22 protein-coding genes and 1 tRNA gene are annotated in these 24,429 nt (G+C 69.7%); 19 read left to right on the top strand and 4 right to left on the bottom strand.

The genetic code is table 11. The features are described 5' to 3' along the window. The first annotated feature begins 7 nt into the window (after nucleotides 1–7). The 15 genes from AC1ECW_RS01330 (at nucleotide 8) to AC1ECW_RS01260 (ending at nucleotide 17,711) form a co-directional block, all read left to right on the top strand. Nucleotides 8–1,288 carry a glutamate-5-semialdehyde dehydrogenase gene (locus tag AC1ECW_RS01330; protein ID WP_409708629.1) on the top strand — a complete coding sequence of 427 codons (1,281 nt, stop codon included), beginning with the start codon at nucleotides 8–10 and terminating at the stop codon, nucleotides 1,286–1,288. Beyond that, the gene (queC, locus tag AC1ECW_RS01325; protein ID WP_409708626.1) at nucleotides 1,281–2,003 is read left to right on the top strand and encodes a 7-cyano-7-deazaguanine synthase QueC; all 723 of its coding nucleotides are present in this window, start codon (nucleotides 1,281–1,283) and stop codon (nucleotides 2,001–2,003) included. The genes AC1ECW_RS01330 and queC overlap by 8 nt, the downstream gene beginning before the upstream one ends. 86 nt (nucleotides 2,004–2,089) lie before the next feature. Beyond that, nucleotides 2,090–2,683 carry a LemA family protein gene (locus AC1ECW_RS01320; RefSeq protein WP_409708623.1) on the top strand — a complete coding sequence of 198 codons (594 nt, stop codon included), beginning with the start codon at nucleotides 2,090–2,092 and terminating at the stop codon, nucleotides 2,681–2,683. 26 nt (nucleotides 2,684–2,709) lie between these two features. Then, the gene (locus tag AC1ECW_RS01315; protein ID WP_481200994.1) at nucleotides 2,710–4,653 is read left to right on the top strand and encodes a M48 family metalloprotease; all 1,944 of its coding nucleotides are present in this window, start codon (nucleotides 2,710–2,712) and stop codon (nucleotides 4,651–4,653) included. A 27-nt stretch (nucleotides 4,654–4,680) separates the two neighbouring features. Next, nucleotides 4,681–4,995 carry a c-type cytochrome gene (locus AC1ECW_RS01310; RefSeq protein ID WP_481200993.1) on the top strand — a complete coding sequence of 105 codons (315 nt, stop codon included), beginning with the start codon at nucleotides 4,681–4,683 and terminating at the stop codon, nucleotides 4,993–4,995. Between the two features lie 11 nt (nucleotides 4,996–5,006). Continuing rightward, nucleotides 5,007–6,281, top strand: a complete 1,275-nt coding sequence (locus AC1ECW_RS01305; RefSeq protein ID WP_409709062.1) for an FCSD flavin-binding domain-containing protein — start codon at nucleotides 5,007–5,009, stop codon at nucleotides 6,279–6,281. A gap of 78 nt (nucleotides 6,282–6,359) precedes the next feature. Then, a complete protein-coding gene (rsmB, locus tag AC1ECW_RS01300) occupies nucleotides 6,360–7,652 on the top strand; it encodes a 16S rRNA (cytosine(967)-C(5))-methyltransferase RsmB (RefSeq protein ID WP_409709059.1) in 1,293 nt (430 codons plus the stop codon). 18 nt (nucleotides 7,653–7,670) lie between these two features. Next, on the top strand, nucleotides 7,671–8,303 hold the full coding sequence (locus AC1ECW_RS01295; protein WP_481200992.1) for a DUF4390 domain-containing protein: 633 nt from the start codon (nucleotides 7,671–7,673) through the stop codon (nucleotides 8,301–8,303). 22 nt (nucleotides 8,304–8,325) lie between these two features. Next, nucleotides 8,326–10,620 carry a sensor histidine kinase gene (locus tag AC1ECW_RS01290; protein WP_481200991.1) on the top strand — a complete coding sequence of 765 codons (2,295 nt, stop codon included), beginning with the start codon at nucleotides 8,326–8,328 and terminating at the stop codon, nucleotides 10,618–10,620. Nucleotides 10,621–10,628: 8 nt separating this feature from the next. After that, nucleotides 10,629–11,330, top strand: a complete 702-nt coding sequence (locus tag AC1ECW_RS01285) for a response regulator (RefSeq protein WP_481200990.1) — start codon at nucleotides 10,629–10,631, stop codon at nucleotides 11,328–11,330. A gap of 48 nt (nucleotides 11,331–11,378) precedes the next feature. After that, a tRNA-Phe gene (locus tag AC1ECW_RS01280) sits at nucleotides 11,379–11,454 on the top strand. A 509-nt stretch (nucleotides 11,455–11,963) separates the two neighbouring features. Beyond that, complete coding sequence (gene yajC, locus AC1ECW_RS01275) at nucleotides 11,964–12,290, top strand: preprotein translocase subunit YajC (RefSeq protein WP_409708568.1); 327 nt, start codon at nucleotides 11,964–11,966, stop codon at nucleotides 12,288–12,290. 137 nt (nucleotides 12,291–12,427) lie between these two features. After that, nucleotides 12,428–14,302 carry a protein translocase subunit SecD gene (gene secD / locus AC1ECW_RS01270; protein ID WP_481200989.1) on the top strand — a complete coding sequence of 625 codons (1,875 nt, stop codon included), beginning with the start codon at nucleotides 12,428–12,430 and terminating at the stop codon, nucleotides 14,300–14,302. Between the two features lie 28 nt (nucleotides 14,303–14,330). Continuing rightward, the gene (gene secF / locus AC1ECW_RS01265) at nucleotides 14,331–15,362 is read left to right on the top strand and encodes a protein translocase subunit SecF (RefSeq protein WP_409662809.1); all 1,032 of its coding nucleotides are present in this window, start codon (nucleotides 14,331–14,333) and stop codon (nucleotides 15,360–15,362) included. Between the two features lie 45 nt (nucleotides 15,363–15,407). Beyond that, nucleotides 15,408–17,711 carry a DUF1631 family protein gene (locus AC1ECW_RS01260; RefSeq protein ID WP_409662812.1) on the top strand — a complete coding sequence of 768 codons (2,304 nt, stop codon included), beginning with the start codon at nucleotides 15,408–15,410 and terminating at the stop codon, nucleotides 17,709–17,711. Nucleotides 17,712–17,849: 138 nt separating this feature from the next. On the opposite strand, the gene AC1ECW_RS01255 is transcribed toward AC1ECW_RS01260, so the two are convergent. The 3 genes from AC1ECW_RS01255 to AC1ECW_RS01245 all read right to left on the bottom strand — a co-directional run bounded on the left by AC1ECW_RS01255 (nucleotide 17,850) and on the right by AC1ECW_RS01245 (nucleotide 20,810). Continuing rightward, nucleotides 17,850–18,302 (bottom strand): Smg family protein, encoded by a 453-nt coding sequence (locus AC1ECW_RS01255; RefSeq protein WP_409662815.1) that lies wholly within the window; start codon nucleotides 18,300–18,302, stop codon nucleotides 17,850–17,852. Between the two features lie 127 nt (nucleotides 18,303–18,429). Next, nucleotides 18,430–19,548 (bottom strand): DNA-processing protein DprA, encoded by a 1,119-nt coding sequence (gene dprA, locus AC1ECW_RS01250; RefSeq protein WP_481200988.1) that lies wholly within the window; start codon nucleotides 19,546–19,548, stop codon nucleotides 18,430–18,432. A gap of 89 nt (nucleotides 19,549–19,637) precedes the next feature. Next, nucleotides 19,638–20,810 carry a LysM peptidoglycan-binding domain-containing protein gene (locus AC1ECW_RS01245; RefSeq protein ID WP_481200987.1) on the bottom strand — a complete coding sequence of 391 codons (1,173 nt, stop codon included), beginning with the start codon at nucleotides 20,808–20,810 and terminating at the stop codon, nucleotides 19,638–19,640. Between the two features lie 251 nt (nucleotides 20,811–21,061). On the opposite strand from AC1ECW_RS01245, the gene def reads away from it, so the two are divergent. From def to AC1ECW_RS01225, 4 genes are all read left to right on the top strand, one after another. Then, the gene (gene def / locus AC1ECW_RS01240; RefSeq protein ID WP_409662824.1) at nucleotides 21,062–21,571 is read left to right on the top strand and encodes a peptide deformylase; all 510 of its coding nucleotides are present in this window, start codon (nucleotides 21,062–21,064) and stop codon (nucleotides 21,569–21,571) included. 9 nt (nucleotides 21,572–21,580) lie between these two features. After that, nucleotides 21,581–22,540: a methionyl-tRNA formyltransferase gene (gene fmt / locus AC1ECW_RS01235; RefSeq protein ID WP_481200986.1), complete on the top strand. Its 960-nt coding sequence runs from the start codon at nucleotides 21,581–21,583 to the stop codon at nucleotides 22,538–22,540. 77 nt (nucleotides 22,541–22,617) lie between these two features. Further along, nucleotides 22,618–23,463, top strand: coding sequence for a zinc metalloprotease HtpX (htpX, locus tag AC1ECW_RS01230; RefSeq protein ID WP_409662830.1), 846 nt, complete (start codon nucleotides 22,618–22,620; stop codon nucleotides 23,461–23,463). 94 nt (nucleotides 23,464–23,557) lie between these two features. Next, nucleotides 23,558–23,887 carry a hypothetical protein gene (locus tag AC1ECW_RS01225; protein WP_481200985.1) on the top strand — a complete coding sequence of 110 codons (330 nt, stop codon included), beginning with the start codon at nucleotides 23,558–23,560 and terminating at the stop codon, nucleotides 23,885–23,887. On the opposite strand, the gene AC1ECW_RS01220 is transcribed toward AC1ECW_RS01225, so the two are convergent. Further along, nucleotides 23,888–24,334, bottom strand: coding sequence for a DUF2917 domain-containing protein (locus AC1ECW_RS01220; RefSeq protein ID WP_409662835.1), 447 nt, complete (start codon nucleotides 24,332–24,334; stop codon nucleotides 23,888–23,890). Between the last annotated feature and the right edge of the window lie 95 nt (nucleotides 24,335–24,429).

Below are 24,429 nucleotides of genomic sequence, written 5' to 3'. Positions count from 1 at the left end.
CCGGGGCATGACTGCCACCGATCTCCAGGCCTACATGGACCACGTGGGCGCCGCCGCCCGCGCGGCCGCCACGCGCATGGCTGCGGCTTCCACGGCCGCCAAGAACGACGCGCTGCGCCGTCTGGCCGCGCTGATCCGCGCCGAAGGCCCGTGCCTGCAGGCCGAGAACGCCAAGGACCTGGCGGCTGCCGAGGCCCGCGGCCTGGCCGCGCCGATGGTCGATCGCCTGCGCATCACCGACAAGGTCGTGGCCCAGATGGCCGAGAACTGCGAGCAGGTGGCCGCATTGCCCGACCCGGTGGGCGAGATGGTCAACCTGCGCCGCCGCCCCTCCGGCATCACGGTGGGCCAGATGCGCGTGCCCCTTGGCGTGTTCGGCATGATCTATGAGAGCCGCCCCAATGTCACCATCGAGGCGGCCTCGCTGGGCATCAAGAGTGGCAACGCCTGCGTGCTGCGCGGCGGCTCCGAGGCCCTGCACTCCAACCTGGCGCTGTGGAAGCTGGTGCAGCAGGCCTTGCAGGCCGCCGGCCTGCCGCCTGAGGGCGTGCAGCTCATCGAGACCACCGACCGCGAGGCCGTGGGCCGGCTGATCGCGATGCCTGAGTATGTGGACCTCATCATCCCGCGCGGCGGCAAGTCGCTGATCGAGCGCATTAGCCGCGAGGCCACGGTGCCGGTGATCAAGCACCTGGATGGCAATTGCCACGTGTACGTCGATGCCTCGGCCGACCTCGACCTGGCCGTCACCGTGACCGACAACGCCAAGACGCAGAAGTACAGCCCTTGCAACGCGGCCGAATCACTGCTGGTGCACGAGGCCATCGCCCCGGCCTTCCTGCCCCGCATCGGCGCGATCTTTGCCGCCAAGGGTGTGGAGATGCGCTGCGACGCCGGCGCGAAGGCGCTGCTAGCGGCCGTGCCGGGCGCGAAGCTCGCAGACGCCACCGAGCAGGACTGGGCCGAGGAATACCTGGCGCCCATCATCAGCATCAAGCTGGTGAAGGACGTGGACGAGGCCATCGCCCACATCAACCGCTACGGTTCGCACCACACCGACGCCATCCTCACCGAGCACCATCCCAACGCGATGCGTTTCTTGCGCGAGGTCGATTCGGCCAGTGTGATGGTCAATGCCAGCACGCGCTTTGCCGACGGCTTCGAGTACGGCCTGGGCGCCGAGATCGGCATCTCCACCGACAAGTTCCACGCCCGCGGGCCGGTGGGGCTGGAGGGGCTGACCTCGTTGAAGTACATCGTGCTGGGCCAGGGCGAGGTCCGTGGCTGATCCCCGTACCGCCCTCGTCCTTTTCAGCGGCGGGCAGGACTCCACCGTCTGCCTGGCCTGGGCACTGTCGCGCTTTGCGCGTGTCGAGACGATCGGTTTCGACTACGGCCAGCGCCACCGCGTCGAGCTGGACTGCCGGCCCACCGTGCGGGAGGCCCTGCGTCTGGCCTTCCCGAACTGGGCTGGCCGCCTGGGCGACGACCATGTGCTCGACCTGGCGCTGCTGGGCCAGCTCAGCGACACCGCGCTCACCGAGGCGCGGGCCATCGAGATGCAGGCCAATGGCCTGCCCAACACCTTCGTGCCCGGGCGCAACCTGCTGTTCCTGACCTTCGCCGCGACCCTGGCCTACCGCCGTGGCGCCAGCGTGCTGGTGGGCGGCATGTGCGAGACCGACTACTCCGGCTACCCCGACTGCCGCGACAACACGCTCAAGGCGCTGCAGGTGGCGCTCAGCCTCGGCATGGACACCCCGTTGACGGTCGAGACACCGCTGATGTGGCTGAACAAGGCCCAGACCTGGACCCTGGCCGAGCGGCTTGGCGGTGCGGCGCTGGTGGATCTGATCGTCGAGCACACCCACACCTGCTACCTCGGCGAGCGCTCGCTGCGCCATCGGTGGGGCCGGGGCTGCGGGCATTGCCCGGCCTGCGAGCTGCGCGCGCGCGGGCACGCGCAGTACGTCGCCGGCTCGCCCGCTGCCGTGCTGGCCTGACGGCGCCCGTGATGGGGCCGCCGCAGCCCCGTGCAGCGTGGTCGTAGTAGAGTCGCGGGGACAAGACAGGCCATGGGGGATTGCGGATGAGCACGACACAAATCCTGAGCTGGGTGGTCGTCGCCGTGCTGGTGTTCTGGGCCGTGGGGGCCTACAACCGGCTGGTGCGGCTGCGCAACGCCATCGGCAACGCCTTTGCCCAGATCGATGTGCAACTCAAACGGCGCTACGACCTCATTCCCAACCTGGTCGAGACCGCCCGCAAGTACATCGCCCATGAACGTGAGACCCTCGAGGCCGTGATCGCCGCGCGCAACCAGGCCCGCACCGCGGCCGAGCATGTGCGCGTGCGCCCCACCAGCGCCGGATCGGTGGGCGCGCTGGCCATCGCCGAACAGGCCCTGGAGGGCACGCTCGCGCGCCTGATGGCGGTGGTCGAAAACTATCCCGAGCTCAAGGCCGACCAGACCCTGCGCGAGCTGTCCGAGGAGCTCACCAGCACCGAGAACAAGGTTGCGTTTGCGCGCCAGGCTTTCAACGATGCGGCGCTCGACTACAACAATGCCGCGCAGCAGTTCCCCACCAACCTCATCGCCCGGCTCTTCGGCTTCAAGGAGGCGGGCATGCTGCAGTCCACCACCAGCGACGAGGAACGCAAGACCCTGCGTGTCCAGTTCTGAGGTTCTGGCAGTGAGGCGCTGACCCCATGGCGATGCGCTTTCGCGAACACCAGGCGGCGGCGCAGGCCGCCTCGCGGCGCCTGCTGTGGCTGTTCGCCCTCGTGCTGGTGCTGCTGGTGCTGGCGGTCAACGGCGCCCTGGCGCTGATCTACCGGCTGAGCTTTCCCTGGACTCAGGGCTTTCCGCCGTTGTTCTTCGAGACCAACACCGCGCTGACCCTGCTGTTCGTGCTGGGGGGCTGCTGGTTCGAGATGCTTCGCCTGCGGGAGGGCGGCGCTCACGTGGCCCGTCTGGCCGGCGGCACGCCCATCGATCCGCCCGAGGGACGGGTGGGCGACCTGTACGAAAAGCGCCTGCGCAACGTGGTCGACGAGGTGGCCCTGGCCGCAGGCATGACACCGCCGCCGGTGTACGTGCTGCAGCGCGAGCAGGCCATCAATGCCTTCGCTGCGGGCTGGGACCGCGACGACGCGGTCATCGCCGTCACCCGCGGGGCGCTGGAACGGCTCACGCGTGATGAGCTGCAGGGGGTCGTGGCCCATGAGTTCAGCCACCTCTTCCATGGGGACACCCGCCTCAACATGCGCCTGATCGGCCTGGTCTGGGGCCTGCAGATGGTCTACAACTTCGGCCGCTCGCTGGTGGAGCCCGACACCCACGGCCGACGCGGGGCGGGTGTCCTGTTCGGCCTGGCCCTGATGGCCGTGGGCTCGCTGGGCTGGATCGCCGGACGCCTGCTCAAGGCCGCCGTGTCGCGCCAGCGCGAGTTCCTGGCCGATGCCTCGGCGGTGAAGTACACGCGCAACATCGAGGGCATCGGCGGGGCCTTGCGCAAGATCGCCGATCAGGCCTGGCGTGGCAGCGACCGCATCCACCATGCCCAGGCCGAAAGCCTCTCCCACCTGTTCTTCGTCTCGCGTCTGCGCTGGGACTTGTTCGCCACCCACCCTCCGCTGGCCGAGCGCATCCGCCGCATCTATGGCTTCGAGGTGGTGCCCCTGGCCGCGCGCGTGCTGCCGCCCGAGGACGACGACGCCCCGCTCACCCAGCCGATGGCCGGTCTGGTGCCCACCGCGGGGGACGAGGCCGCGGCCGGCGGGGACGCCGCCGTGGACCTCGTGCTGCCGGCCGAAGCCCCGGCCGCGGGCCAGGGGCGAGACGCCTGGCGCCACGATGCCACGCAGGCCCCGGCCCTGGACAGCCCCGCGCAGCGCGAACGCGAGGCCTTGGCGCGCATCGCGCGCTGGCAGGGCCCGGGCGAGCGCCGCGCGGCGGTGCTGGGCCTGCTGGTCACACCCGGTCAGGAGCGCGAATGGCAGGCCTGGGCCGAGGAGACCGCCGGGCTGGCCGTGGCTGCGGCCGTGCGTGCCGAGCTCGCCCAGCTCACCCACGCCACGCGGCTGCCAGTGTGGGAAATGATGCTGCGTCGCAGTGCCAAGGCCCCGCTGGCCGAGCGCCGGGGTCTGGTGGAGGCAGCGCGCCGCATCATGAAGGCCGACGGCCAGGTCAGCCCCATGGACCGCCTGCGCTGGTTGGTGATGCGCCACCTGCTCAGCGGGGCCGCGCAACGACCGCCCCCGCCCGCGGGTGATAACGATATTGCTCATTTGGCTAAGGACGTGACCACGGCCACGGCCTTTCTGGCGAGAATGGTCGATGCGTCCGCGTGTGCGAACGGCCGGCCACCGGCGTGGTACCTCGAGGTGATGGGCGGCTTGTGGTCCCCTCAGCCCGTGCCCGCATGGGTGGCGCCCGACGCCGATGCGGTGGCTCATGCCTGGGCGCGGCTCGCGCAGCTCTCAGCCATGCAGCGGCCGGTGCTGGTGCGCGCCTGGGTCGATGCGGCGGTGCGTCAGGCCGGGGCCCCTCGCCTGGTGGACGAAGCGGCCGACGCCTTGCGGCTGGCCGCGGTGCTGCTGGGCGTGCCGTTGCCGCAGGCACTGGCCGACCAGTACATTGAAGTGACTTGATTCGAACAACGAGAAGGAGCCAGCACGATGAGTCCGAAACCCTTGATCGCAGCCGCCCTGGCCTGCGCCGCCACCGGCGGTGCGGCCGCGCAGGATGCGCAGGCCCTGTACATCCGCAGTCTCGCGGCCACCTGCGCCAACTGCCACGGCACCGACGGCCGTGCGGTGCAAGGCTCGCAGGTGCCGGCGCTGGCGGGCATGCCGCAGGTCTACATCGTCGAACAGATGAAGGCCTTCAAGACCGGCACGCGCACGGCCACGGTGATGCACCAGCTCGCCAAGGGCTACAGCGACGAGCAGATCCACCAGATCGCGGCCTATTTCGCCGCGCAGAAGAAGTGAGGAGGCCCGCGATGCTGCAACGACGTTCCTTCCTGCAAGGGGCCGCCGCCGCCGGCGTGCTGGGCCTGAGCGCCTGCGCGACCACCGGCGTGCCGTCCAAGGCCCGTGTGCTGGTGGTGGGCGGTGGCTATGGCGGCGCCACGGCGGCCAAGTATGTGCGCCTGCTGTCGGACTACCAGATCGAGGTCGTGCTGGTCGAGCCCCAGAGCGCCTTCGTGTCCTGCCCCATCTCCAACCTGGTGCTGGGCGGCCACCGCACCCTGGCCGAGATCACCACGCCCTATGACAACCTCGTGCGCCGCCACGGTGTGCGCCTGGTGCGCGACACGGTGGCCCGCATCGATCCGGCCAAGAAGGTCGCGGTGCTGGCCTCCGGCCCCACCATCGCCTATGACAAGCTCATCCTTTCGCCGGGCATCGACCTGGTCTTCGACAGCATCCAGGGCCTGAAAGCCGCCCATGAGGCCGGCCAGATCCTGCAGGCCTGGAAGGCCGGCCCCGAGACCGTGGCGCTGCGCCGCCAGCTCGAGGCCATGCCCGATGGCGGCGTCTTCGCGATGACCGTGCCCGAGGCCCCCTACCGCTGCCCGCCCGGGCCCTACGAGCGGGTGTGCCAGGTGGCCGACTACTTCAAGCGCGCCAAGCCGCGCTCCAAGGTGCTGCTGCTCGACGCCAACCCGGACGTCACCTCCAAGGGGCCGCTGTTCAAGAAGGTCTGGGCCGAGCAGTACAAGGGCATCATCGAATACCGCCCGCAGCACAAGGCGGTCGCGGTGGACGCCCGGACCAAGACCATCAAGTTCGAGATCGCCGACGATGTGAAGGCCGACGTGCTCAACGTGCTGCCTACCATGCGCGCTGGCAAGATCGCGGTGGACACCGGCCTGGCCAACGCGAATGCGCGCTGGTGCCATGTGAATTTCCTGAACTTCGAGTCCACCGCGGCCAAGGACATCCATGTGCTGGGCGACGCCATCCAGACCGCCCCGCTGATGCCCAAGAGCGGCCACATGGCCAACTCGCATGCCAAGGTGGCCGCGGCGGCCATCGTGGCCGAGCTGCGCGGCTGGGCCATCAACCCGGCCCCGATGCTCACCAACACCTGCTACAGCTTCGTGGACGGCAAGAACGTCATCCACGTGGCCAGCGTGCACGAGTATGTCGCCGCTGAGAAGACCTTCAAGACCGTGGCCGGCTCGGGCGGCGTGTCGCCCGGCCCCACGGAGCTCGAAGGCATCTATGCCTGGAACTGGGCGCAAAACATCTGGGCCGACACCCTGGCCTGACCCGTCGTCCCCGCCGCCCCGAGGGCCGCTGCCGTGCAGCGGCCCTTTGTTTTGTCACCTGCGCCTAGACTTCACCCCGTGAACCCGACCTCCCTGCCGCTGTCCCGCCTGCTCGGCCACGCCGCCGAGGCCGTGCTCGCCGTCGGACGGGGCCGCTCCCTCTCCGACGCGCTGGCGCGCGTTCCGACCCCTGCCCGCGCCGGCACCCAGGCCCTGAGCTTTGCCGTGATGCGCGAGCTCGGCCGCGCCCGCGCGCTGCGCCGCCATCTCGTGCCCCGCACGCCGGCGCCGCCGCTGGAGGCGCTGCTGTGCACGGCCCTGGCCCTGCTCGTGCAAGGCCCTGCCTCGGGTTACGACGAGCACACCCTGGTCGATCAGGCCGTCGAGGCGGCCAAGCGACAGGCCCGCGCCGCGTCCGGCCTGGTCAATGCCGTGCTGCGCCGCTTCCTGCGCGAGCGGGTCGCCTGCCTGGCGGCGATCGAGGCCGACCCCGAAGCCCGGTGGAACCATCCCGCCTGGTGGGTCGAGCGGCTGCGCCAGGACTGGCCGGCTCAGTGGGAAGCCCTCCTGGCTTGCGCCCAACAGCACCCGCCGATGACCTTGCGGGTGAACCGCCGCCGCATCGACCGCGACACCTATGCCCGGCAACTGGCCGACGCCGGCCTGCCCAGCCGCCTGGTGGGCGAGGTGGGGCTGGTGCTCGACCGCCCCCGGCCGGTGGAGCAGATCCCTGGTTTTGCGCAAGGCCTGTGCTCGGTGCAGGACCTGGCCGCGCAGTGGGCGGCGCCGCTGCTGCTGGGGGCGGGCCTGCCCCCAGGCGCGCGCGTGCTCGACGCTTGTGCTGCCCCGGGCGGCAAGACGGCCCATCTGCTGGAGTCGGCCGACCTGGACCTGCTGGCCCTGGACAGCGACCCCGACCGCCTGCAGCGCGTGGGCCAGACCCTGGACCGTCTGGGCCTGCAGGCCACGCTGAAGGCGGCCGACGCCCGCCACACGGCGGCCTGGTGGGACGGCCGTCCCTTCGACGCCATCGTGCTCGACGCCCCGTGCAGCGCCTCGGGCATCGTGCGCCGTCATCCCGACATCCGCTGGCTGCGCCGCCCGGGCGACATCGAAGCGCTGGCCGCGGTCCAGCGTGAACTGCTCGACGCGCTGTGGCCGCTGCTGCGGCCTGGGGGCCACCTGCTGTACTGCACCTGTTCGGTCTTCCGGGCCGAGGGCGGTGCCCAGATCGACGCATTTTTGCAACGCCATCCTGGGGCCCGGGCCTGTCCGGCGCCCGGCCATGCGCTGCCCGTGACCGACAATGGATCCCTGGCCGTCGTCGACCACGACGGCTTCTACTACGCCCTGATCGAAAAACCCGCCTGACCCCCGGACCGTCCTCCCGTGCTGACCGCCGCGCCGCGTTCGACCGATGCCCCCGGCCCCGCGGCCGGCCGGCGGCTGGCGGCCGTGCTGCGCGCGCTGATCGCCCTGGTGCTGGCCCTGGTTTTGGGGGGCGGCCTCGTGCACCGTCCGGCCCAGGCCCAGAACGGCAGCATCACGCTGTCGGAGGTCGAGATCGATCGCAACGACGAGGGGCTGGAGCTGAGCTTCAGCACCCGCATCGAGCTGCCCCGCGCCGTGGAGGACGCCCTGCTCAAAGGCGTGCCGCTGCACTTCGAGGCCGAGGTGACCACCTACCGCAGCCGCTGGTACTGGCGCGACCTGCGCGTGGCCTCGGCCAGCCTGTCCTGGCGCATCACCTACCAGCCGCTCACGCGCCGCTACCGCGTGCAGTCCGGGGCCTTCAGCCAGCAGTTCGAGTCGCTGCACGAGGCCCTGGGGACCATGCACCGCACGGCCGGCTGGAAGATCGCCGACCGCTCGCGCCTGGCTGCGGGCGAGCGCCATTACGCCGAGCTGGTCTTCCGCCTGGACACAAGCCCCTTGCCGCGGCCCTTCCAGATCGGCATCGGCGGCCAGTCGCAATGGGACCTCGCCGCCCAGAGCGTGCTGGTGATTCCCGACCGCCCCTGAGCCCCGTCCCAGGAGAACGGCCGTGACCAAAGCCACCCGCTGGGCCTGGATCCTGTCCATCGTGGCCGTCTCCGGCGCGGCGCTGGTGCTGATGTTCCTGCTCGCGCTGGCCAGCGACAACCGCCGGCTCTATGAACAGCACTATGGCTGGCTGCTCGGCCTGAACGCGATCATCGCCTCGGTGCTCATCCTGGCCATCGCGATCGCCGCGGTGCGCCTGGCCGTGCGCGTGCGCCGCGGCAAGTTCGGCTCACGGCTGCTGGCCAAGCTGGCCGGCATCTTTGCCCTGGTGGGCGTGATCCCCGGCGTGCTGCTCTACACCGTGAGCTACCAGTTCGTGGCCAACAGCATCGACTCGTGGTTCGACGTCGAGGTCGAAGGGGCCCTGGATGCGGGCCTGAACCTTGGCCGCGTCACCCTCGACACCCTGGTCAACGACTTTGCAGCCAAGACCCGCGCGGCGGCCGACCGCCTGGCCGATGCGGGCGGCGGGGCCAGCGCCTTGGGCCTGGAGCGCATCCGCGATCAACTGGCCGCCGAGGACACCGCCTTGCTCGACGGCAGTGGGCAGATCTTGGTCAGCGCCGGCCTGTCGCGCGAAGCCTTGGCGCCCGAGCGGCCGCCGGCGACCTTGCTGCGCCAGGCGCGCATCCAGCGCATTGCCACCCAGCTCGAGGGCCTGGACGAAGACGCCGGCACCCCACGCATCCGTGCCGTGGCTTACGTGGCCACGGTGGGCTTTCGCCTCACCCCCGAAGACCGCTACCTGCAGGCCACCCAGCGGCTGCCTGCCACCTTGGCGGCCAACGCCCTGGCCGTACAAAACGCCTACCGCGAGTACCAGCAGCGCGCGCTGGCGCGCGAAGGCCTCAAGCGCATGTATCTGGGCACGCTCACGCTGGCGCTCATCCTGGCCGTCTTCGGCGCGGTGCTGCTCGCCGTCGCCCTGGGCAACCAGCTCGCCCGACCGCTGCTGCTGCTGGCCGAAGGCGTGCGTCAAGTGGCCCGCGGCGACCTCACACCCAAACCTGTCTTCACCTCGCGCGACGAACTCGGCGGCCTCACGCGCTCGTTCGCCGACATGACCCAGCAATTGTCCGATGCGCGCTCGCTCGTCCAGCGCAGCCTGAGCGAACTCGAGGGCGCCAAGACCAATCTGCAGACCATCCTGGACAACCTCACCGCCGGCGTGATCGTCTTCGATGCCCACGGCCACATCGACACCGTCAACCCCAGCGCCACGCGCATCCTGCGCCTGCCGCTGGGGGCCTACCAGGGCCGCACGCTGACCGAGGTGCCTGGCCTGCAGGACTTTGCCGCCGCGATCGATCAGCAATTCGAGCAACATGCCGCCGGCAACGAAGGTGGCGAGCGCGACCACTGGCAGCAGTCCTTCGAGCTGGCAGGCGCCGACGCTGGCGTCGAGCGCGAGCCCATGACCCTGCTCGTGCGGGGTGCCTGGCTGCCGCAGCAGGCGCGGCTGATCGTCTTTGACGACATCACCGAAGTCATGTCGGCCCAGCGTTCCATCGCCTGGGCCGAGGTGGCCCGCCGTCTGGCCCATGAGATCAAGAACCCGCTCACCCCCATCCAGCTCTCGGCCGAGCGGCTGCAGCACAAGCTCGAAGCCAAGCTCGACGACGCCGACCGCCAGCTCCTGTCCAAGGCCGTGGGCACCATCGTCAGCCAGGTGGGCAGCATGAAGCAGCTTGTCAACGAATTCCGCGACTATGCCCGCCTGCCCTCGGCCCAATTGCACCCGATCGACCTCAACGCTCTGGTCGGCGAAGTGCTCGTGCTGTATGGCTCGGTGCAGGAAGAGGGCCGGCTGAAGGTCGACCTCGAGCCTGGCCTGCCGCCGATCCTGGGCGATGCCACCCAGTTGCGCCAAGTCATCCACAACCTGCTGCAAAATGCCCTGGACGCCGTGGCCGACCGGCCCCAGGGCCAGGTGCGGGTGCACACCGAGGCTGCACGCACCGACACCGGCGAGCTGCGCGCGGTGCGCTTGGTCGTGGCCGACAACGGCCCGGGCTTTCTCGACAAGGTGCTCAAACGCGCCTTCGAGCCCTACGTCACCACCAAGAGCAAGGGCACCGGCCTGGGCCTGGCCGTGGTGAAGAAGATCTGCGACGAACATGCTGCGCGCATCCGCCTGACCAACCTCACCAACTCTGAAGGGCTGGGTGGCGCGCAGCGAGGGAAGAACCCCGACGTGAGGGGGGCCCAAGTTTCGATATCATTTTCCAGGTTTGCGCCCGTCCAGGAAGACGGCCGCGACGACACCGCAACCCCAGGTGCCCGCCCAGGGGCCTGACCACCCGCATGGCCACCATACTTGTAGTAGACGACGAGCTCGGCATCCGCGCATTGCTGTCGGAGATCCTGGCTGACGAGGGGCACACCGTGGAGCTGGCCGAGAACGCAGCCCAGGCGCGCGCCTTGCGTGAGCGGATGCAGCCCGATCTCGTGCTGCTCGACATCTGGATGCCCGATGTTGACGGCATCACCTTGCTCAAGGAATGGGGGGCCAGTGGCCAACTCACGATGCCGGTGATCATGATGTCCGGGCACGGCACCATCGACACCGCCGTGGAAGCCACCAAGCACGGTGCCATGGCCTTCCTGGAAAAGCCCATCACCTTGCAAAAGCTGCTGCGCGCCGTGGAGCAGGGCCTGGCGCGCCAGGCCCCGCGCCCCACAGCGCCGCCGCTGGCGTCGGCGTCGGCGTCGGCGTCGGCGTCGATCGTGCGCGAGCGCGCGGCTGACGGCGTGAACCACACCGCCCCGGTGGCCGGTGGCCTGCCGGCGGGCCCCCAGGCCGAGCAGGTCTTCGTGCTCGACCGTCCTCTGCGCGAAGCGCGTGACGCTTTCGAGAAGGCCTACTTCGAGTTCCACCTCGCCAAGGAACATGGCAGCATGACCCGCGTGGCCGAGAAGACCGGCCTGGAGCGCACTCATCTGTACCGCAAGCTCAAGCAGCTCGGCGTGGACCTGTCACGCAACAAGCGCGCCGCCGGCAACTGAACTTCACGCTGGACCCGCGAGGATTCCTGCTATACTTTTAGTCTTTCCGGCCAAGTAGCTCAGTTGGTAGAGCAGCGGACTGAAAATCCGCGTGTCGGTGGTTCGATTCCGCCCTTGGCCACCAAACTTCCACGCCCAACCTCCATCGGTTGGGCGTTTTCATTTCCGGCTTGCCCGACACCACGCGGGATTCGGCGCCGATCTGCCTGTGCCACGCCGTGGCCGCCCGGTGTCCTGAAGTCGCCCGGTTCGACTCTCTTTTGCTCTCCGTTCTCTCAAAACCGGCACCAAGTTCTTCGCTGGAGCACACGCAGGCGGCCTGGACATCAACCGCTTGTGCGTGCGTCGCCGGGAACGGTTTGCTAGCCGGCCTGCGCGAGCAGACCTACTGCGCAACACACGACGCCAGCTCAAGCACTGACGCAGCCTACAACGATGCGGGAACGGCGCAGGCGCGCCTGCTGGGGGTGCCCCGCGTCAACGGCGTGCTGCCCGGACCGCGTTCGCCACTGCACGGACAACCCATGCCGGCGCGGTGACGCGGACGCCGTCCGCCCGACTGCGCAGCACGGGCGTTTCCGGCGCTCAGGCATACAATCCACCGCTTGTATCGACCTTTCCCGGAGACGTCCCGTGTTCATTGCTGACGCATTCGCCCAGGCGGCCCCTGCCGCGCAAGGCGGCACCGAATCGACCCTGCTCAGCCTGCTGCCGCTGGTGCTGATGTTCGTGGTGCTCTACTTCATCATGATCCGTCCCCAGATGAAGCGCCAGAAGGAGCACAAGGCCATGGTCGAGGCCCTGGCCAAGGGGGACGAGGTGGTCACCGCCGGAGGGCTGTTGGGCAAGATCGCCAAGCTCGGCGACACCTACCTGCATGTCGAGGTGGCCAATGGCGTGGAGATCCAGATCCAGCGCTCGGCCGTGGTGCAGGTGCTGCCCAAGGGAACGATCAAGTAATTTCCGCCTCAGACCCGGCTCGGGCCGGGACCGGGAAGGGCGCCGACGGGGCGCCCTTCGTTCCGTCAGGCCCGGGCTGCGGCCCCCACGGCCAGGCCCCGGGTCGGGGCCGACATCATGGGCATGAAAGAGCTGTCATGAACCGCTATCCCCTGTGGAAGTACGCGATCCTCGTGGTCGCCGTGATCGTGGGCTTCGTCTACACCCTGCCCAATTTCTTCGGCGAGGCGCCGGCGGTGCAGGTGTCCAGCGGCAAGGCCACGGTGCGTGTGGACGAGGGCGTGGCCGAACGGGTCCGACAGGCGCTGGCCCAGGCGGGCGTGCCGGTGGACTTTGTGCAGCTCGACGGCCATTCGGTGCGGGCCCGCTTTGCCGACACCGACACCCAGATCCGGGCGCGCGACGTGATCGACCGCGCCCTCAATCCCGACCCCGCGGATCCGTCCTACGTGGTGGCGCTGAACCTGGTGTCGCGCTCGCCCCAGTGGCTGACCTCGATCCATGCGCTGCCGATGTATCTCGGCCTGGACCTGCGCGGCGGGGTGCACTTCCTGATGCAGGTGGACATGGAAGCCGCGCTGACGCGCCGCGCCGAGGTCTATGCCGGCGACGCCCGCACCTTGCTGCGCGACCGCAACATCCGCCACGCCGGCATCAACCGGCAGGGCCAACAGATCGAACTGCGCTTCCGCGATGCCGCCACCTTGCAGCAGGCCCGCCAGGTGCTGGCCGAGCAACTGGCCGACATGGACTGGACGGAATCGGCCGACGGGGCCGAGCTGCGACTCACCGGCACGCTCAAGCCCGAGGCGGCGCGTCGCATCCAGGACCAGGCCCTCAAGCAGAACATCACGACGCTGCACAACCGCGTCAACGAGCTGGGCACGAGCGAGCCGGTGATCCAGCAGCAGGGGCTGGACCGGGTGGTGGTGCAACTGCCCGGCGTGCAAGACACCGCGCGTGCCAAGGACATCATCGGCCGCACCGCCACACTGGAGGTGCGGCTGGTCGACGACAGCGCCGAAGCCATGGCCGCCCTGGCCGGCAGCGGCCCGGTGCCCTTCGGCACCGAGCGCTACGTCGAACGCGGCGGTGCGCCCCTCATCGTCAAGCGTCAGGTCATTCTCACCGGCGAGAACCTCATCGACGCCCAGGCCGGCTTCGACGAGCAGCAGCAGCCGGCGGTGCACCTCACGCTCGATGCCAAGGGAGCGCGCATCTTTCGTGACGTCACGCGCGAGAACGTCGGCCGCCGCATGGCCATCTTGCTGTTCGAGAAGGGCAAGGGCGAGGTCGTCACTGCGCCGGTCATCCGCACCGAGATCGGCGGCGGGCGCGTGCAGATCTCCGGGCGCATGACCACGCAGGAGGCCAACGACGTGGCACTGCTGCTGCGCGCCGGTTCGCTGGCGGCGCCCATGGAGATCATCGAGGAGCGCACCATCGGCCCGGCCCTGGGCGCCGAGAACATCGTCAAGGGCTTCAACAGCGTGGTCTGGGGCTTCGTGGCCATCATGGTGTTCATGGTCGTGTACTACATGCTCTTTGGCGTGTTCTCGAGCCTGGCGCTGGCCGTCAACCTGCTGCTGCTCATTGCCCTGCTGTCGATGCTGCAGGCCACGCTGACGCTGCCGGGCATCGCGGCGATCGCGCTGACACTGGGCATGGCGATCGACGCCAACGTGCTCATCAACGAGCGTGTGCGCGAGGAGCTGCGCAACGGCGCCTCGCCGCAGGCGGCCATCCACGCCGGCTATGAGCGTGCCTGGGCCACCATCCTCGACTCCAATGTCACCACGCTGATCGCCGGCGTGGCCTTGCTCGCCTTCGGCTCGGGGCCGGTGCGCGGCTTTGCCGTGGTGCACTGCCTGGGCATCCTGACATCGATGTTCTCGGCCGTGCTGTTCTCGCGGGGCCTGGTGAACCTGTGGTACGGGCGGCGCAAGAAGCTCAAGTCCGTCTCCATCGGCCAGGTGTGGATCCCCGGCGGCGAGACCGCTCCCAAGGCCTGAAGGCTGCGAACGCACAGGAAGCACGCACATGGAACTCTTCCGGATCAAGCGCGACATCCCGTTCATGCGGCACGCGCTGCTGCTCAACGCCATCTCGGTGGCCCTGTTCGTCGCCGCCGTCTTCTTCCTCGTCACCCGCGGGCTGCACCTGTCGATCGAGTTCACCGGCGGCACGGTCCTGGAGGTGCAGTACGCCCAGGCGGCCGACGTGGGCAAGGTGCGCAGCCAGATCGAATCGCTGGGCTTCGGCGAGGTGCAGGTGCAGAACTTCGGCACCTCGCGCGACGTGCTGATCCGTGTGCCGCTGCGTGGCGACGTGCCGCAGTCGGAGGTGGTCTCCCGGGTGATGGAGGCGTTGTGCAGTGCCGAGGACGGCCGCCTGGCGCAGCGCCAGGAAGTCACCGACAAGGGCGAATCGGTCAGCCGCCAGGTCTGCGAGGCCGGGGGGAGCGAGCCGCTGCGGCTGCAGCGCAGCGAGTTCGTCGGCCCGCAGGTGGGCGCCGAACTGGCCCGCGACGGAGCCATCGCGCTGGCGATGACGATCGCCGGCATCATGATCTACCTGGCTCTGCGGTTCGAGTGGAAGTTCTCGGTGGCTGCCATCGTCGCCAACCTGCACGACGTGATCATCATCCTGGGCTTCTTCGCTTTCTTCCAGTGGGAGTTCTCGCTGTCGGTGCTCGCGGCGGTGCTGGCCGTGCTGGGCTATTCGGTCAACGAGTCGGTGGTGATCTTCGACCGCATCCGCGAGTCCTTCCGCAAGTACCGCAAGATGACGACGGCGCAGATCATGGACAACGCGATCACGCGCACCATGAGCCGCACCGTCATCACCCATGGCTCCACGCAGATCATGGTGCTGTCGATGCTGATCTTCGGCGGCCCCACGCTGCACTACTTCGCCCTGGCCTTGACGATCGGCATTTGCTTCGGCATTTACTCCTCGGTGTTCGTCGCCGCGGCCACTGCGATGTGGCTGGGGGTCAAGCGTGAGGATCTGATCTCGCCCACCCGCAAGGAGACCGATCCGGACGACCCGAACGCGGGTGCCGTGGTGTAGAGTTCGACGCAACCACATTGCGAACGCAGGCCCTGTCCCCTGACCATGACCTTCCCTGCCGACCCCAAGGCGCTCGCTGCCCAGGCCCGCAGGACCTTCCTGAACGTGGTGCTCTATGGCGCCTCCAACGCGATGGTCGCGGTGGAGGAGGGGGCCAAGCAGCTGGCCTCCCAGCCGGCCCCGCCGGAGCTGCTGCTGCGCCGCCGTGAGGCCTGGGCCGACCTGCAGCGCCTGCGCGAGGCTTGGCATCAGCAGCTCGCCGAGCAGATCCAGTCCTGGCAGGGAACCCTGTCGTCCACCGGGGCCAGTCCCACGGTGATGGCGAGCCTGTCGCGCGGGGCCGAGCTCTCGCTGGTCGACGATGCCACCATCGAGCACGAGATCCTGAGTTCGCGGCTGGCGCTTGCGGCGATGGACCAAGCCAGCTCGGAGTTCACCGACCTGCGCTCGCGCATCCTGGCGCTGGAGCGCCGGGACGAGCTGCCCCCGTCCGACCTGCTGCGCCCCCAGGCGATCGCGGCGCTCATCTTGCGCACCTGGCGCGGCGCCGGGCTGGGGTTGGAAGCCTGGCGTTGCCTGCAGCCGGTGTTGCACGAGGAGTTGGGCCATTTGCTCGTGCTGGCCTACCACGAGACCAACAAGTGGCTGATCGCCCACGGGGTGCTGCCCGAGATCGACCTGCGTCCGCTGATCCGGCGTGCGCGGGACACAGGCGTGGCCGCCTCCACGGGGCGCCCGGCCGAGGCGGGCGGCCCGGGGCGCGCCGCCACGGCCCTGGCCGGCGGTGCGGCCTCCAGCGGGTCGGGCGCCGGGAGCCTGCACGGTGTGAGTGACGAGACTCGGCTGATGACGCGCGCGGCCAACCTGCTGCGGGCGTCCGAGCAGGCCCAGGCGGTGCTGGGGCGGCTGAACCGGCTGGTGGGCCGGCAGGTGCCCGAATTCGAGGCCACGGCCCAGGTGCATCCGGCATCGCCTCGGCTGTCCGAGGCCATGGTCCACGCCGAGCGCGAGCTGGCGCGGCAGTTCCAGGTCAGCGCCCAAGCCGGTCAGGAGGTGCAGCCCGCGGCGCTGGTGCAGGGCCTGCAAGAGCGCAAGCAGGTGCTCAAGCAAGCGGCCGAGTCGCCCATCGAGCGGGCCACCATCGAGATCGTGGCCCTGCTGTTCCAGAGCCTGCTGATGGAAGAGCGCCTGCCTGCCTCGGTGCGCGTGTGGTTTGCGCGACTGCAGATGCCGGTGCTGCGCGTGGCCATCAGCGAACCCGATTTCTTTGCCACCATCGACCACCCGGCGCGCAAGCTCATCGACCGCATGGGCGCTTGCGTGATGGGCTTCGACGACGCCACCGCCGGTGCCAGCGAGGCGCTGGAGAAGGAGATCAAGCGGGTGGTCCAGGTGGTCGAAGCCTATCCGGACACCGGCCGGCGCGTGTTCCAGACCGTGCTCGTGGAGTTCGAGAAATTCCTCGACCACTATTTCCGCAACGAGCACGAGCCCTCGCGGCGGGGCGTGTCGCTGGCCCAGCAGGTCGAGCAACGCGAGATCCTGGCCATCCAGTACACGATCGAGCTGCGCAAGATGCTCAACGAGGTGCCGGTGCAGGAGGGGGTGCGCGACTTCCTTTTCCAGATCTGGGCCGACGTGCTGGCGATGACCGCCGTCAAGCATGGTCCCCAGGGGGAGCAGACCAAGGCGATGAAGCGGGCGGCCGCCGACCTGATCTGGTCGGCCAGCGCCAAGGTCTCCCGCGAGGAGCGTGCCGAGGTGATCCGCCGCCTGCCCCCGTTGCTCAAGACCCTGCGCGATGGCATGGCCAGCGCCGGCGTGAGCCCCGACAAGCAGGACGAACATATCCAAACGCTCAACAACTCCCTGGCGGCGGCCTTCACCGCCAAGACGGCGGCCATCCCGGCCGAGCACCTGGATGAGCTGATGCTGCGGTTGGAGACGTTGGAGGAAATGTTGCCCGACGCCGAGGTCGAGATCGACGAGTCGATGGTGCTCGACCTGTCCGGCCACGAGACGGCGGGCCTGGAAGTGGTGGCCGAGGGCGGCTCGATGCCTAGTCCGGCCATGGTCGCCTGGGCGCGTGGTCTGCAGGTCGGAGCCTGGTTCAAGCTGGACTACCGAGGACGCAACGAACCGGTGCAACTGGCCTGGCAGGGCTTGCGCAAGCAGCTCAGCCTGTTCGTCGCGCCGTCGGGGCGCTGCGTCCTGTTCCAACAGCACCGCCTGGCCTCATTCCTGCAAGCCGGCCTGCTCGTGCCGGCCGAGGAGGAGGCGCTCACCGTGCGTGCCACCCGCGATGCCCTGGCCAAGCTGGATGCCGACCCCAGCCGCCTGCTGAACTGAGCTATTGCCGGCCGTTGGCCGCGTGAGGCCGCAAGCCACCGCTCCCGACCCCAAGAACGTGGGGGCAGGTTCCGCTCCCCCCAGGGGTGAAAGCGCGTGCTGCCCGAAGCGCAGGCGGACCGTCCGGCCCCGGGGTGCTCAGTGGATCAGCCGGTCCTGGGCGTCCACGAAGAGCTCGTCAAGGATCAGTGCGTCGGGCTCTTCGCCCAGGCTCCAGAAGACCATCAGCACGATGATCTTCAGATCCTCCAGCGAGACGGGGCCGCCGGGGATGGCCATCGCACGGTCGATCACCATTTCACGCATCGGCGCGGGCAGGACGCCGGCCGATTCCAGGAAGCTGATGAAGCCCAGGCAGTCCGGGCCGAAATGTTCGTGTTCGGCCGCCGTGTACACCCGCACCCCGGTGGCGCTCTGGGCGTGCGCATGGGCCTGGGCCGACAGGGTCAGCCCGTCCAGCCAGGTCAGGGCTTCCTGGATTTCCTCATTCTCGAACCCCACGGCCGAGAGCTTGCGCGTCAACTGATCGTGGTCCGGACAGGCGTCGGGCCGCCAGTAGTTTTCGTAGAGGTAGACGAGCACGTCGAACATGATCCGACTATACCCGAGGCGACCTGACCGACAAGGGCGGAATACCGCTGCCCCGGCCCCCGACATGGCCTCGCCGGCCGCGGGTGCGGCGTCGGCCCCGACAGGGCGGCTGGTGGGCGCCCGAACCTCAAGCCCGGTGGCAGCGCTGGTACAGGCCGCCGGGCAGGCGCTCGATGCGGCCTTCGAGCTCCAGCTCCAGCAGCCGAGCGCTGAGCCGGTCGGTCGGCCAGCCGCAGCGGGCCTGCAGCGCGTCCAGCGAGACCGGGTCGTGGCCCAGGGCGTCCAACACGGGATCGTCCGGCTCGCCGCGGCCGCAAGGGGCCGGTGGCGCTTGGGGCGACAGGCGAACATCGGCCCAATGCAGCTCCTCCAGGATGTCCTGGGCCGATTCCACCAGCTTGGCCCCCTGCTTGATCAGGGCATGGCAGCCCCGCGACTGCGGGGCGTGGATGGATCCCGGGATCGCGAACACCTCGCGACCTTGCTCGGCGGCCAGCCGCGCCGTGATCAGCGAGCCGGACTGCACCGCCGCTTCTACGACCAGCGTGCCGCGGCTCAAGCCGGCGATCAGTCGGTTGCGTTGCGGGAAGTTCGGTGGCAGGGGTGGGGTGCCAAGCGGGTACTCACTGACGATCAGACCCTCGGCGGCGATGCGCTCGGCCAGGGCGCGGTGGCGGCGGGGGTAGACCTGGTCCAGCCCGGTCCCGACCACGGCGATGGTGCGCCCCGGCCCGGTCAGACCGCCCTCGTGGGCGGCGGCGTCGATGCCCAGAGCCAGACCGGAGACGATCGTCAGGCCCACCTCGCTGAGATGGCTGGCGAAGGCCCGCGCGTTCTCCTGTCCCTGCCGGCTGGGGTGGCGCGTGCCCACGACGGCCAGCGCCGGCGCCTGCAGCCAGGCCAGGTCGCCCATCGCATAGAGCAGCACGGGCGGGTCGGCCGTGGCCAGCAGCCACGGGGGATAGGCCGGGTCGCCCAGGGTCACGACATGGTGGCGGGCATCGGCGCGCAGCCAGGCCAGGGTGCGCTCCACCAGGGCCGGCAGCTGCGGCGGGAGTTGCTCCAGGGCCTGGGCGGCCTGTGGCGTCAGCAGGCGGCGCCGGGCCTCGGGCGGTGCGGCGCAGGCCGCCTGGGGCGACCCGAAGGCGGCCAGCAGGCGGCGCACCGCCTGGCGGCCCAGGCCGGGGGTTTCGAGCAGCCGCAGCCAGGCGGCCAGTTCATCAGGGGGCAGGGCGAAAGCGGACATCCGGGACGCAGGGGCGCGGCCGTTGGCCTGCGGCGGCCCCGGGCGGCCGCGCGAGCGACAGGAACCCCGGCCGGATCGGGGCCGGGGGCTCAGGGCTGGGTGAAGCGGTCGCCCACGACCACCGGATCCTTGACGTTCAGGATCAGGGCGTAGGACATGCGGTCGAACACGCGGAAGACGAAAAGCAGACCGTGGCGCTCGTCGGGCAGGCGCAGCGTGGCCTTGTCCGGCGAGGTGGTGTCTTGGACCACGCGGCCGGCCGACCACAGGGCCAGCACATGGCCGCGCTCCATGCCGTCGCGCGCCCCCTTGTTGAGCGCGACGACCTGGTTCTGCCCGGCGGTGGCGCCGTCGCCATAGATCGAGACGATGCGGCCCTCGATGGGCTGTTGCGGCGCATGGGGCACGTAGTTGATGAACTCGCGCGGCGGCTGCGGAGCGAGGCGGTCGCCCACGCCCATCTCCAGGCGCACCGCCTGCACTTCCACCGTGGCCGGCACGATCTCGCCCTGGGCGGTGGTGCGCCCCGGGCGCACGTAGGTGGCCGCTCCGACATAGGCCGCTTCGTAGCCCAGCACCTCCCGGGTGTCGGGATCGACCAGCGCTCGGGCGTTGCGGAAGACGCGCCAGTCGCGCTGGGTGCCCAGCTCGCCGCGCACGTAGGCGCGGTCACCCCGGGACATCAGCACGCGGCCTTCCTGGGCAGCGACCACGCGCGGAGCGGCCTCGAGTTCGTCGCTGTTGAAGATGACGGCCTCGTTGAGGAAGGGTTCGATCAGGTGCAGCGGTACCGAGGCGATGCCGTCGATGAGCTCGCTGCTGCGCACTTTCGGCGACAGGCGCACCGTGCCGTTGCCCACCGCCTGGCCCACGCGCAGGCGGGCGCGTCCGTCGAGCTTCTCCAGCACGAGGATCTGGCCAGGGAAGATCAGATGCGGGTTGCGGATCTGGTCGAGGTTCATGCCCCACAGCTCGGGCCAGCGCCAGGGGCTGCGCAGGAACAGGCTGGAGATGTCCCACAGCGTGTCGCCGCGCTTGACGGTGTAGGTGTCGGGCGCGTTGGGAGCCAGCTCGGACAGCGGCACGCCGGCCTGGGCGACCTGCTGGGCGGTGGCACGCTGCTGCGGCGTGACCGGATAATTGACCGCCCAGGCAGCGGCGCCAGCAGCGGCCAGGGCCAGGACGGCCAGGGCGCGGACCCCGCGGCGTGCACGCACGGGAGCTTGCGTCGGACGGGCTTGCGGCGTGAGCTTACGAGTCATGCAGGGGTCTCCGCGTACCGGCACGGCCCCTGGTGTTGGGGGCCATGACGCCATATGGTTAATGAGTTGTTGTTCCGCCCGGGGACGACAGATCGGCGAAAATCCTCACATAGTTTCACAGATTCTGCCCATAAACCCTTGATGCCGCAACGAATTTTGCTGGACGTTACTGGTGCGTCGGCACTGGTTCACGAAAAGCGGCGTTGCGGGGCATCCACACCTGCCGCTCCTGACAGGGCGGCCCGGCACCCATGGCCCTGCTGAACATCCTGCGTTATCCCGACCCCCGCTTGCACAAGGTGGCCCAGCCCGTGGCCCAGGTGGACGAGCGCATCCGGCGCCTGGTGGACGACATGCTCGAGACCATGTACGAGGCCCACGGCATCGGACTGGCGGCCACGCAGGTGGACGTGCACGAGCGCGTGATCGTGATCGACGTTTCCGACGAACGCGACGACCCGCGCGTCCTGATCAATCCGGAGCTGGTCGCCAAGAGTGAGGAGATGATCGTCTGGGAGGAGGGCTGCTTGTCGGTGCCGGCCATCTACGACAAGGTCGACCGCCACGCCCGCGTGCGCGTGCGCGCGCTCGACCGCAACGGCCAGCCCTACGAGTTCGACGCCGAGGGCCTGCTGGCCGTGTGCGTGCAACACGAGATGGACCACCTGATGGGCAAGGTCTTCGTCGAGTACCTCTCGCCGCTCAAGCGCAACCGCATCAAGGCCAAGCTCCAGAAGCGTGCCAAAGAAGCGGCGCGCTGAGGCGGCGACATGAGGCTCGTTTTCGCCGGCACCCCCGAGTTTGCTCAGACGGCGCTGGCCGCGCTGCACGCCGCTGGCTTCGAGATCCCGCTGGTGCTGACCCAGCCCGACCGGCCCGCCGGCCGGGGGATGCGGCTGGCGCCTAGCCCGGTCAAGCAATGGGCCCAGGCCCGGGGCCTGGACGTGGCCCAGCCGCGCAGCCTGCGCCTGGACGGCCGCCACCCGGAGGACGCCCGGGCCGTGCAAGAGCGCCTGCAGGCGCTGCGGCCCGATGGGATGGTGGTGGCGGCTTACGGGCTGATCCTGCCGCGCTGGGTGCTGGAGTCGCCCCGCCTGGGCTGCCTGAACATCCATGCCTCGCTGCTGCCGCGCTGGCGGGGGGCCGCCCCGATCCACCGGGCCATCGAGGCCGGCGATGCCGAGACGGGCGTCACGATCATGCAGATGGACGAGGGGCTCGACACCGGCGACATGCTGCTGGCCGAGCGCGTGCCGATCCGCCCCGACGACACCACCGCGACGCTGCACGATCGGCTGGCCGCGCTGGGCGCCCGGCTGATCGTCGAGGCACTGGAGCTGGCGGCCTGCGGTGGTCTGCGCCCGGTGAAGCAGCCCGAGGCGGGCGTGACCTATGCCCACAAGATCGACAAGGCCGAAGCGGCGATCGACTGGACGCTGCCGGCCGCGGTGATCGAGCGCCGGCTGCGGGCCTTCGACCCGTTTCCCGGCGGCGCCGCCCGGCTGGGTGACACCCTCTTGAAAGTCTGGGCGGCCCGGCCGGCGGCCGGTCAGGGGCGGCCCGGCGAGGTGCTGCGCATCGATGCCTGCGGCCCCGTCGTGGCTTGCGGCGAGGGCGCGCTGTGCCTGACCGAGCTGCAAAAACCCGGCGGACGCCGCCTGGCCGCCCGGGAATTCCTGGCCGGCCATACGGTGGTGCCGGGCATGGTTTTTGGCACACCGGCCGCCTGAACGACGGGCTTGAGATACAAACGCGCCGACCCCAGTTGAGGGACTGGGTTTCGACGGCGAAGAAAGGAACGCAACCCATGTTCAACATGATGAAGACCGCCATCCTGATGGCGGCCATCACCGGGCTGTTCATGGCCATTGGCTCCCTGCTGGGCGGCCAGCAGGGCATGGTGCTGGCGCTCATCGTGGCGCTGGGCATGAATTTCTTCAGCTACTGGTTCTCCGACAAGCTGGTGCTGAAGATGTACAACGCCCAGGAGGTCGACGAGACGACGGCGCCGCAGTTCTACGGCATGGTGCGCGAGCTGGCCGGCAAGGCCGGGCTGCCCATGCCCCGGGTCTACCTGATCCACGAAGACGCCCCCAATGCCTTTGCCACCGGCCGCAACCCGCACCACGCGGCGGTGGCGGCCACCACCGGCCTCATGCGCATTCTCAATGGGCGCGAGCTGCGCGGCGTGATGGCCCACGAACTGGCCCACGTGAAGCACCGCGACATCCTGATCTCCACGATCAGCGCGACGATGGCCGGCGCGATCTCGATGCTGGCCAACTTCGCCATGTTTTTCGGCGGGCGCGACAGCGAGGGCCGGCCGGCCAATCCCGTCGTGGGCCTCCTCGTGATGATCCTGGCGCCGCTGGCGGCCAGCCTGATCCAGATGGCCATCAGCCGAGCGCGCGAGTTCGAGGCCGACCGTGGCGGGGCCGAGATCTGCGGCGACCCGCAGGCTCTGGCCAGCGCGTTGCAGAAGATCCAGCGCTACGCCCAGGGCATCCCGCTGGAGGCGGCCGAGCGCCACCCCGAGACGGCGCAGATGATGATCATGAACCCGTTGTCGGGCGGCGGCCTGCGTGGATTGTTCTCCACGCACCCGTCCACCGAGGAGCGGGTCGCCCGCCTGCTCGAGATGGCGCGCCGGTAAGGTGCGCTCATGGGGCGGGGGGCTGCCGGGGGGGCACTGGCCGTCGCTGCGACCCGGGGCTCAACTTCCCGCCCGAATGGCCGAAGATCTCGCCATGCGTGCTTTTCCCCTCATCCTCGCCTTGCTGACCTCCGCCGCCCTGAGCGGCTGCGACCAGCTGGGCATCGAGTCGGCGCAGGCCGTGGCCGAGCGCCGTGAGGCCGAGGGGCGCGCTCTGGGCGGGGCCTGCCGGCACGCCGGACGGGCCATCGAGGACTGCTATACCCTGAACCCCAAGGCCGACAAGGCGGCCATCTTCGCCGGCTGGCGCGAGATGAACGACTACATGGCCGAGAACAAGCTCTCCGAGGTGCCGCCGCAGGTGGTCAACCCGCGTCATGCCAAGCTGTTGAATCCGGCCCCAGCCGAGACGACCGAACGGTGACTACTGGAGCGCCTCGCTCGAGGCCACGGACGGCCCGGCGCAGATGGCGCCCTGGGCGCGGCGGGCGCTGGAGGCGGCGCTGTGCTCGCGGGCCCAGGCGGCCAAGCGCATCAGGGCGCGGGCTGCCGCGTCGGCGCCACCGGCCAGGCCCACCCAAACGTTGCGTGCCTGCCGCGGCTGAGCCAGCGGCAGCCAGTGCAACTCGGCGCGCCCCTGGGGGTGCCAAGTCTCGACGACGAGTTCCTGCCCGGCCTCCAGCCACAGCCGCTCGCCCGGGCAGAGCACCCAGTCGGGCCCGCCTCCGGTGCGGGTGATCCACACCGTGGCGCCTTGCACCTGCAAGTGCCCGGCGCCCGGGGCACGCCAGCGCACGGCCTGGCCAGCGGCCACACCGGTGTGGCCCAGGGGCGTTGATTGGTGCGTGGCTTGCATGAGTGCGTGAACCATGATGAACTCCGGCTGTGACGTGTCTGTGCTGCAAGATTAGGAGGATCGGTGCCGCCGGTCCAATGAGAAGCAGATCGCAGATTGATGCAGGATCA

It is taken from the genome of Caldimonas hydrothermalis, assembly GCF_056746695.1.
Note: the sequence above shows the minus strand (reverse complement) of the source record. Positions and strands in the feature narration are given on the sequence as shown.

Coding starts and splice junctions, on each gene's coding strand:
- AC1ECW_RS01330 (WP_409708629.1), top strand. CDS start 8: ATGACTGCCACCGATCTCCAGGCCTACATGGACCACGTGGGCGCCGCC.
- AC1ECW_RS01320 (WP_409708623.1), top strand. CDS start 2,090: ATGAGCACGACACAAATCCTGAGCTGGGTGGTCGTCGCCGTGCTGGTG.
- AC1ECW_RS01315 (WP_481200994.1), top strand. CDS start 2,710: ATGGCGATGCGCTTTCGCGAACACCAGGCGGCGGCGCAGGCCGCCTCG.
- AC1ECW_RS01310 (WP_481200993.1), top strand. CDS start 4,681: ATGAGTCCGAAACCCTTGATCGCAGCCGCCCTGGCCTGCGCCGCCACC.
- AC1ECW_RS01305 (WP_409709062.1), top strand. CDS start 5,007: ATGCTGCAACGACGTTCCTTCCTGCAAGGGGCCGCCGCCGCCGGCGTG.
- AC1ECW_RS01285 (WP_481200990.1), top strand. CDS start 10,629: ATGGCCACCATACTTGTAGTAGACGACGAGCTCGGCATCCGCGCATTG.
- secD (WP_481200989.1), top strand. CDS start 12,428: ATGAACCGCTATCCCCTGTGGAAGTACGCGATCCTCGTGGTCGCCGTG.
- secF (WP_409662809.1), top strand. CDS start 14,331: ATGGAACTCTTCCGGATCAAGCGCGACATCCCGTTCATGCGGCACGCG.
- AC1ECW_RS01260 (WP_409662812.1), top strand. CDS start 15,408: ATGACCTTCCCTGCCGACCCCAAGGCGCTCGCTGCCCAGGCCCGCAGG.
- AC1ECW_RS01255 (WP_409662815.1), bottom strand. CDS start 18,302: ATGTTCGACGTGCTCGTCTACCTCTACGAAAACTACTGGCGGCCCGAC.
- dprA (WP_481200988.1), bottom strand. CDS start 19,548: ATGTCCGCTTTCGCCCTGCCCCCTGATGAACTGGCCGCCTGGCTGCGG.
- AC1ECW_RS01245 (WP_481200987.1), bottom strand. CDS start 20,810: ATGACTCGTAAGCTCACGCCGCAAGCCCGTCCGACGCAAGCTCCCGTG.
- def (WP_409662824.1), top strand. CDS start 21,062: ATGGCCCTGCTGAACATCCTGCGTTATCCCGACCCCCGCTTGCACAAG.
- fmt (WP_481200986.1), top strand. CDS start 21,581: ATGAGGCTCGTTTTCGCCGGCACCCCCGAGTTTGCTCAGACGGCGCTG.
- htpX (WP_409662830.1), top strand. CDS start 22,618: ATGTTCAACATGATGAAGACCGCCATCCTGATGGCGGCCATCACCGGG.
- AC1ECW_RS01225 (WP_481200985.1), top strand. CDS start 23,558: ATGCGTGCTTTTCCCCTCATCCTCGCCTTGCTGACCTCCGCCGCCCTG.
- AC1ECW_RS01220 (WP_409662835.1), bottom strand. CDS start 24,334: ATGGTTCACGCACTCATGCAAGCCACGCACCAATCAACGCCCCTGGGC.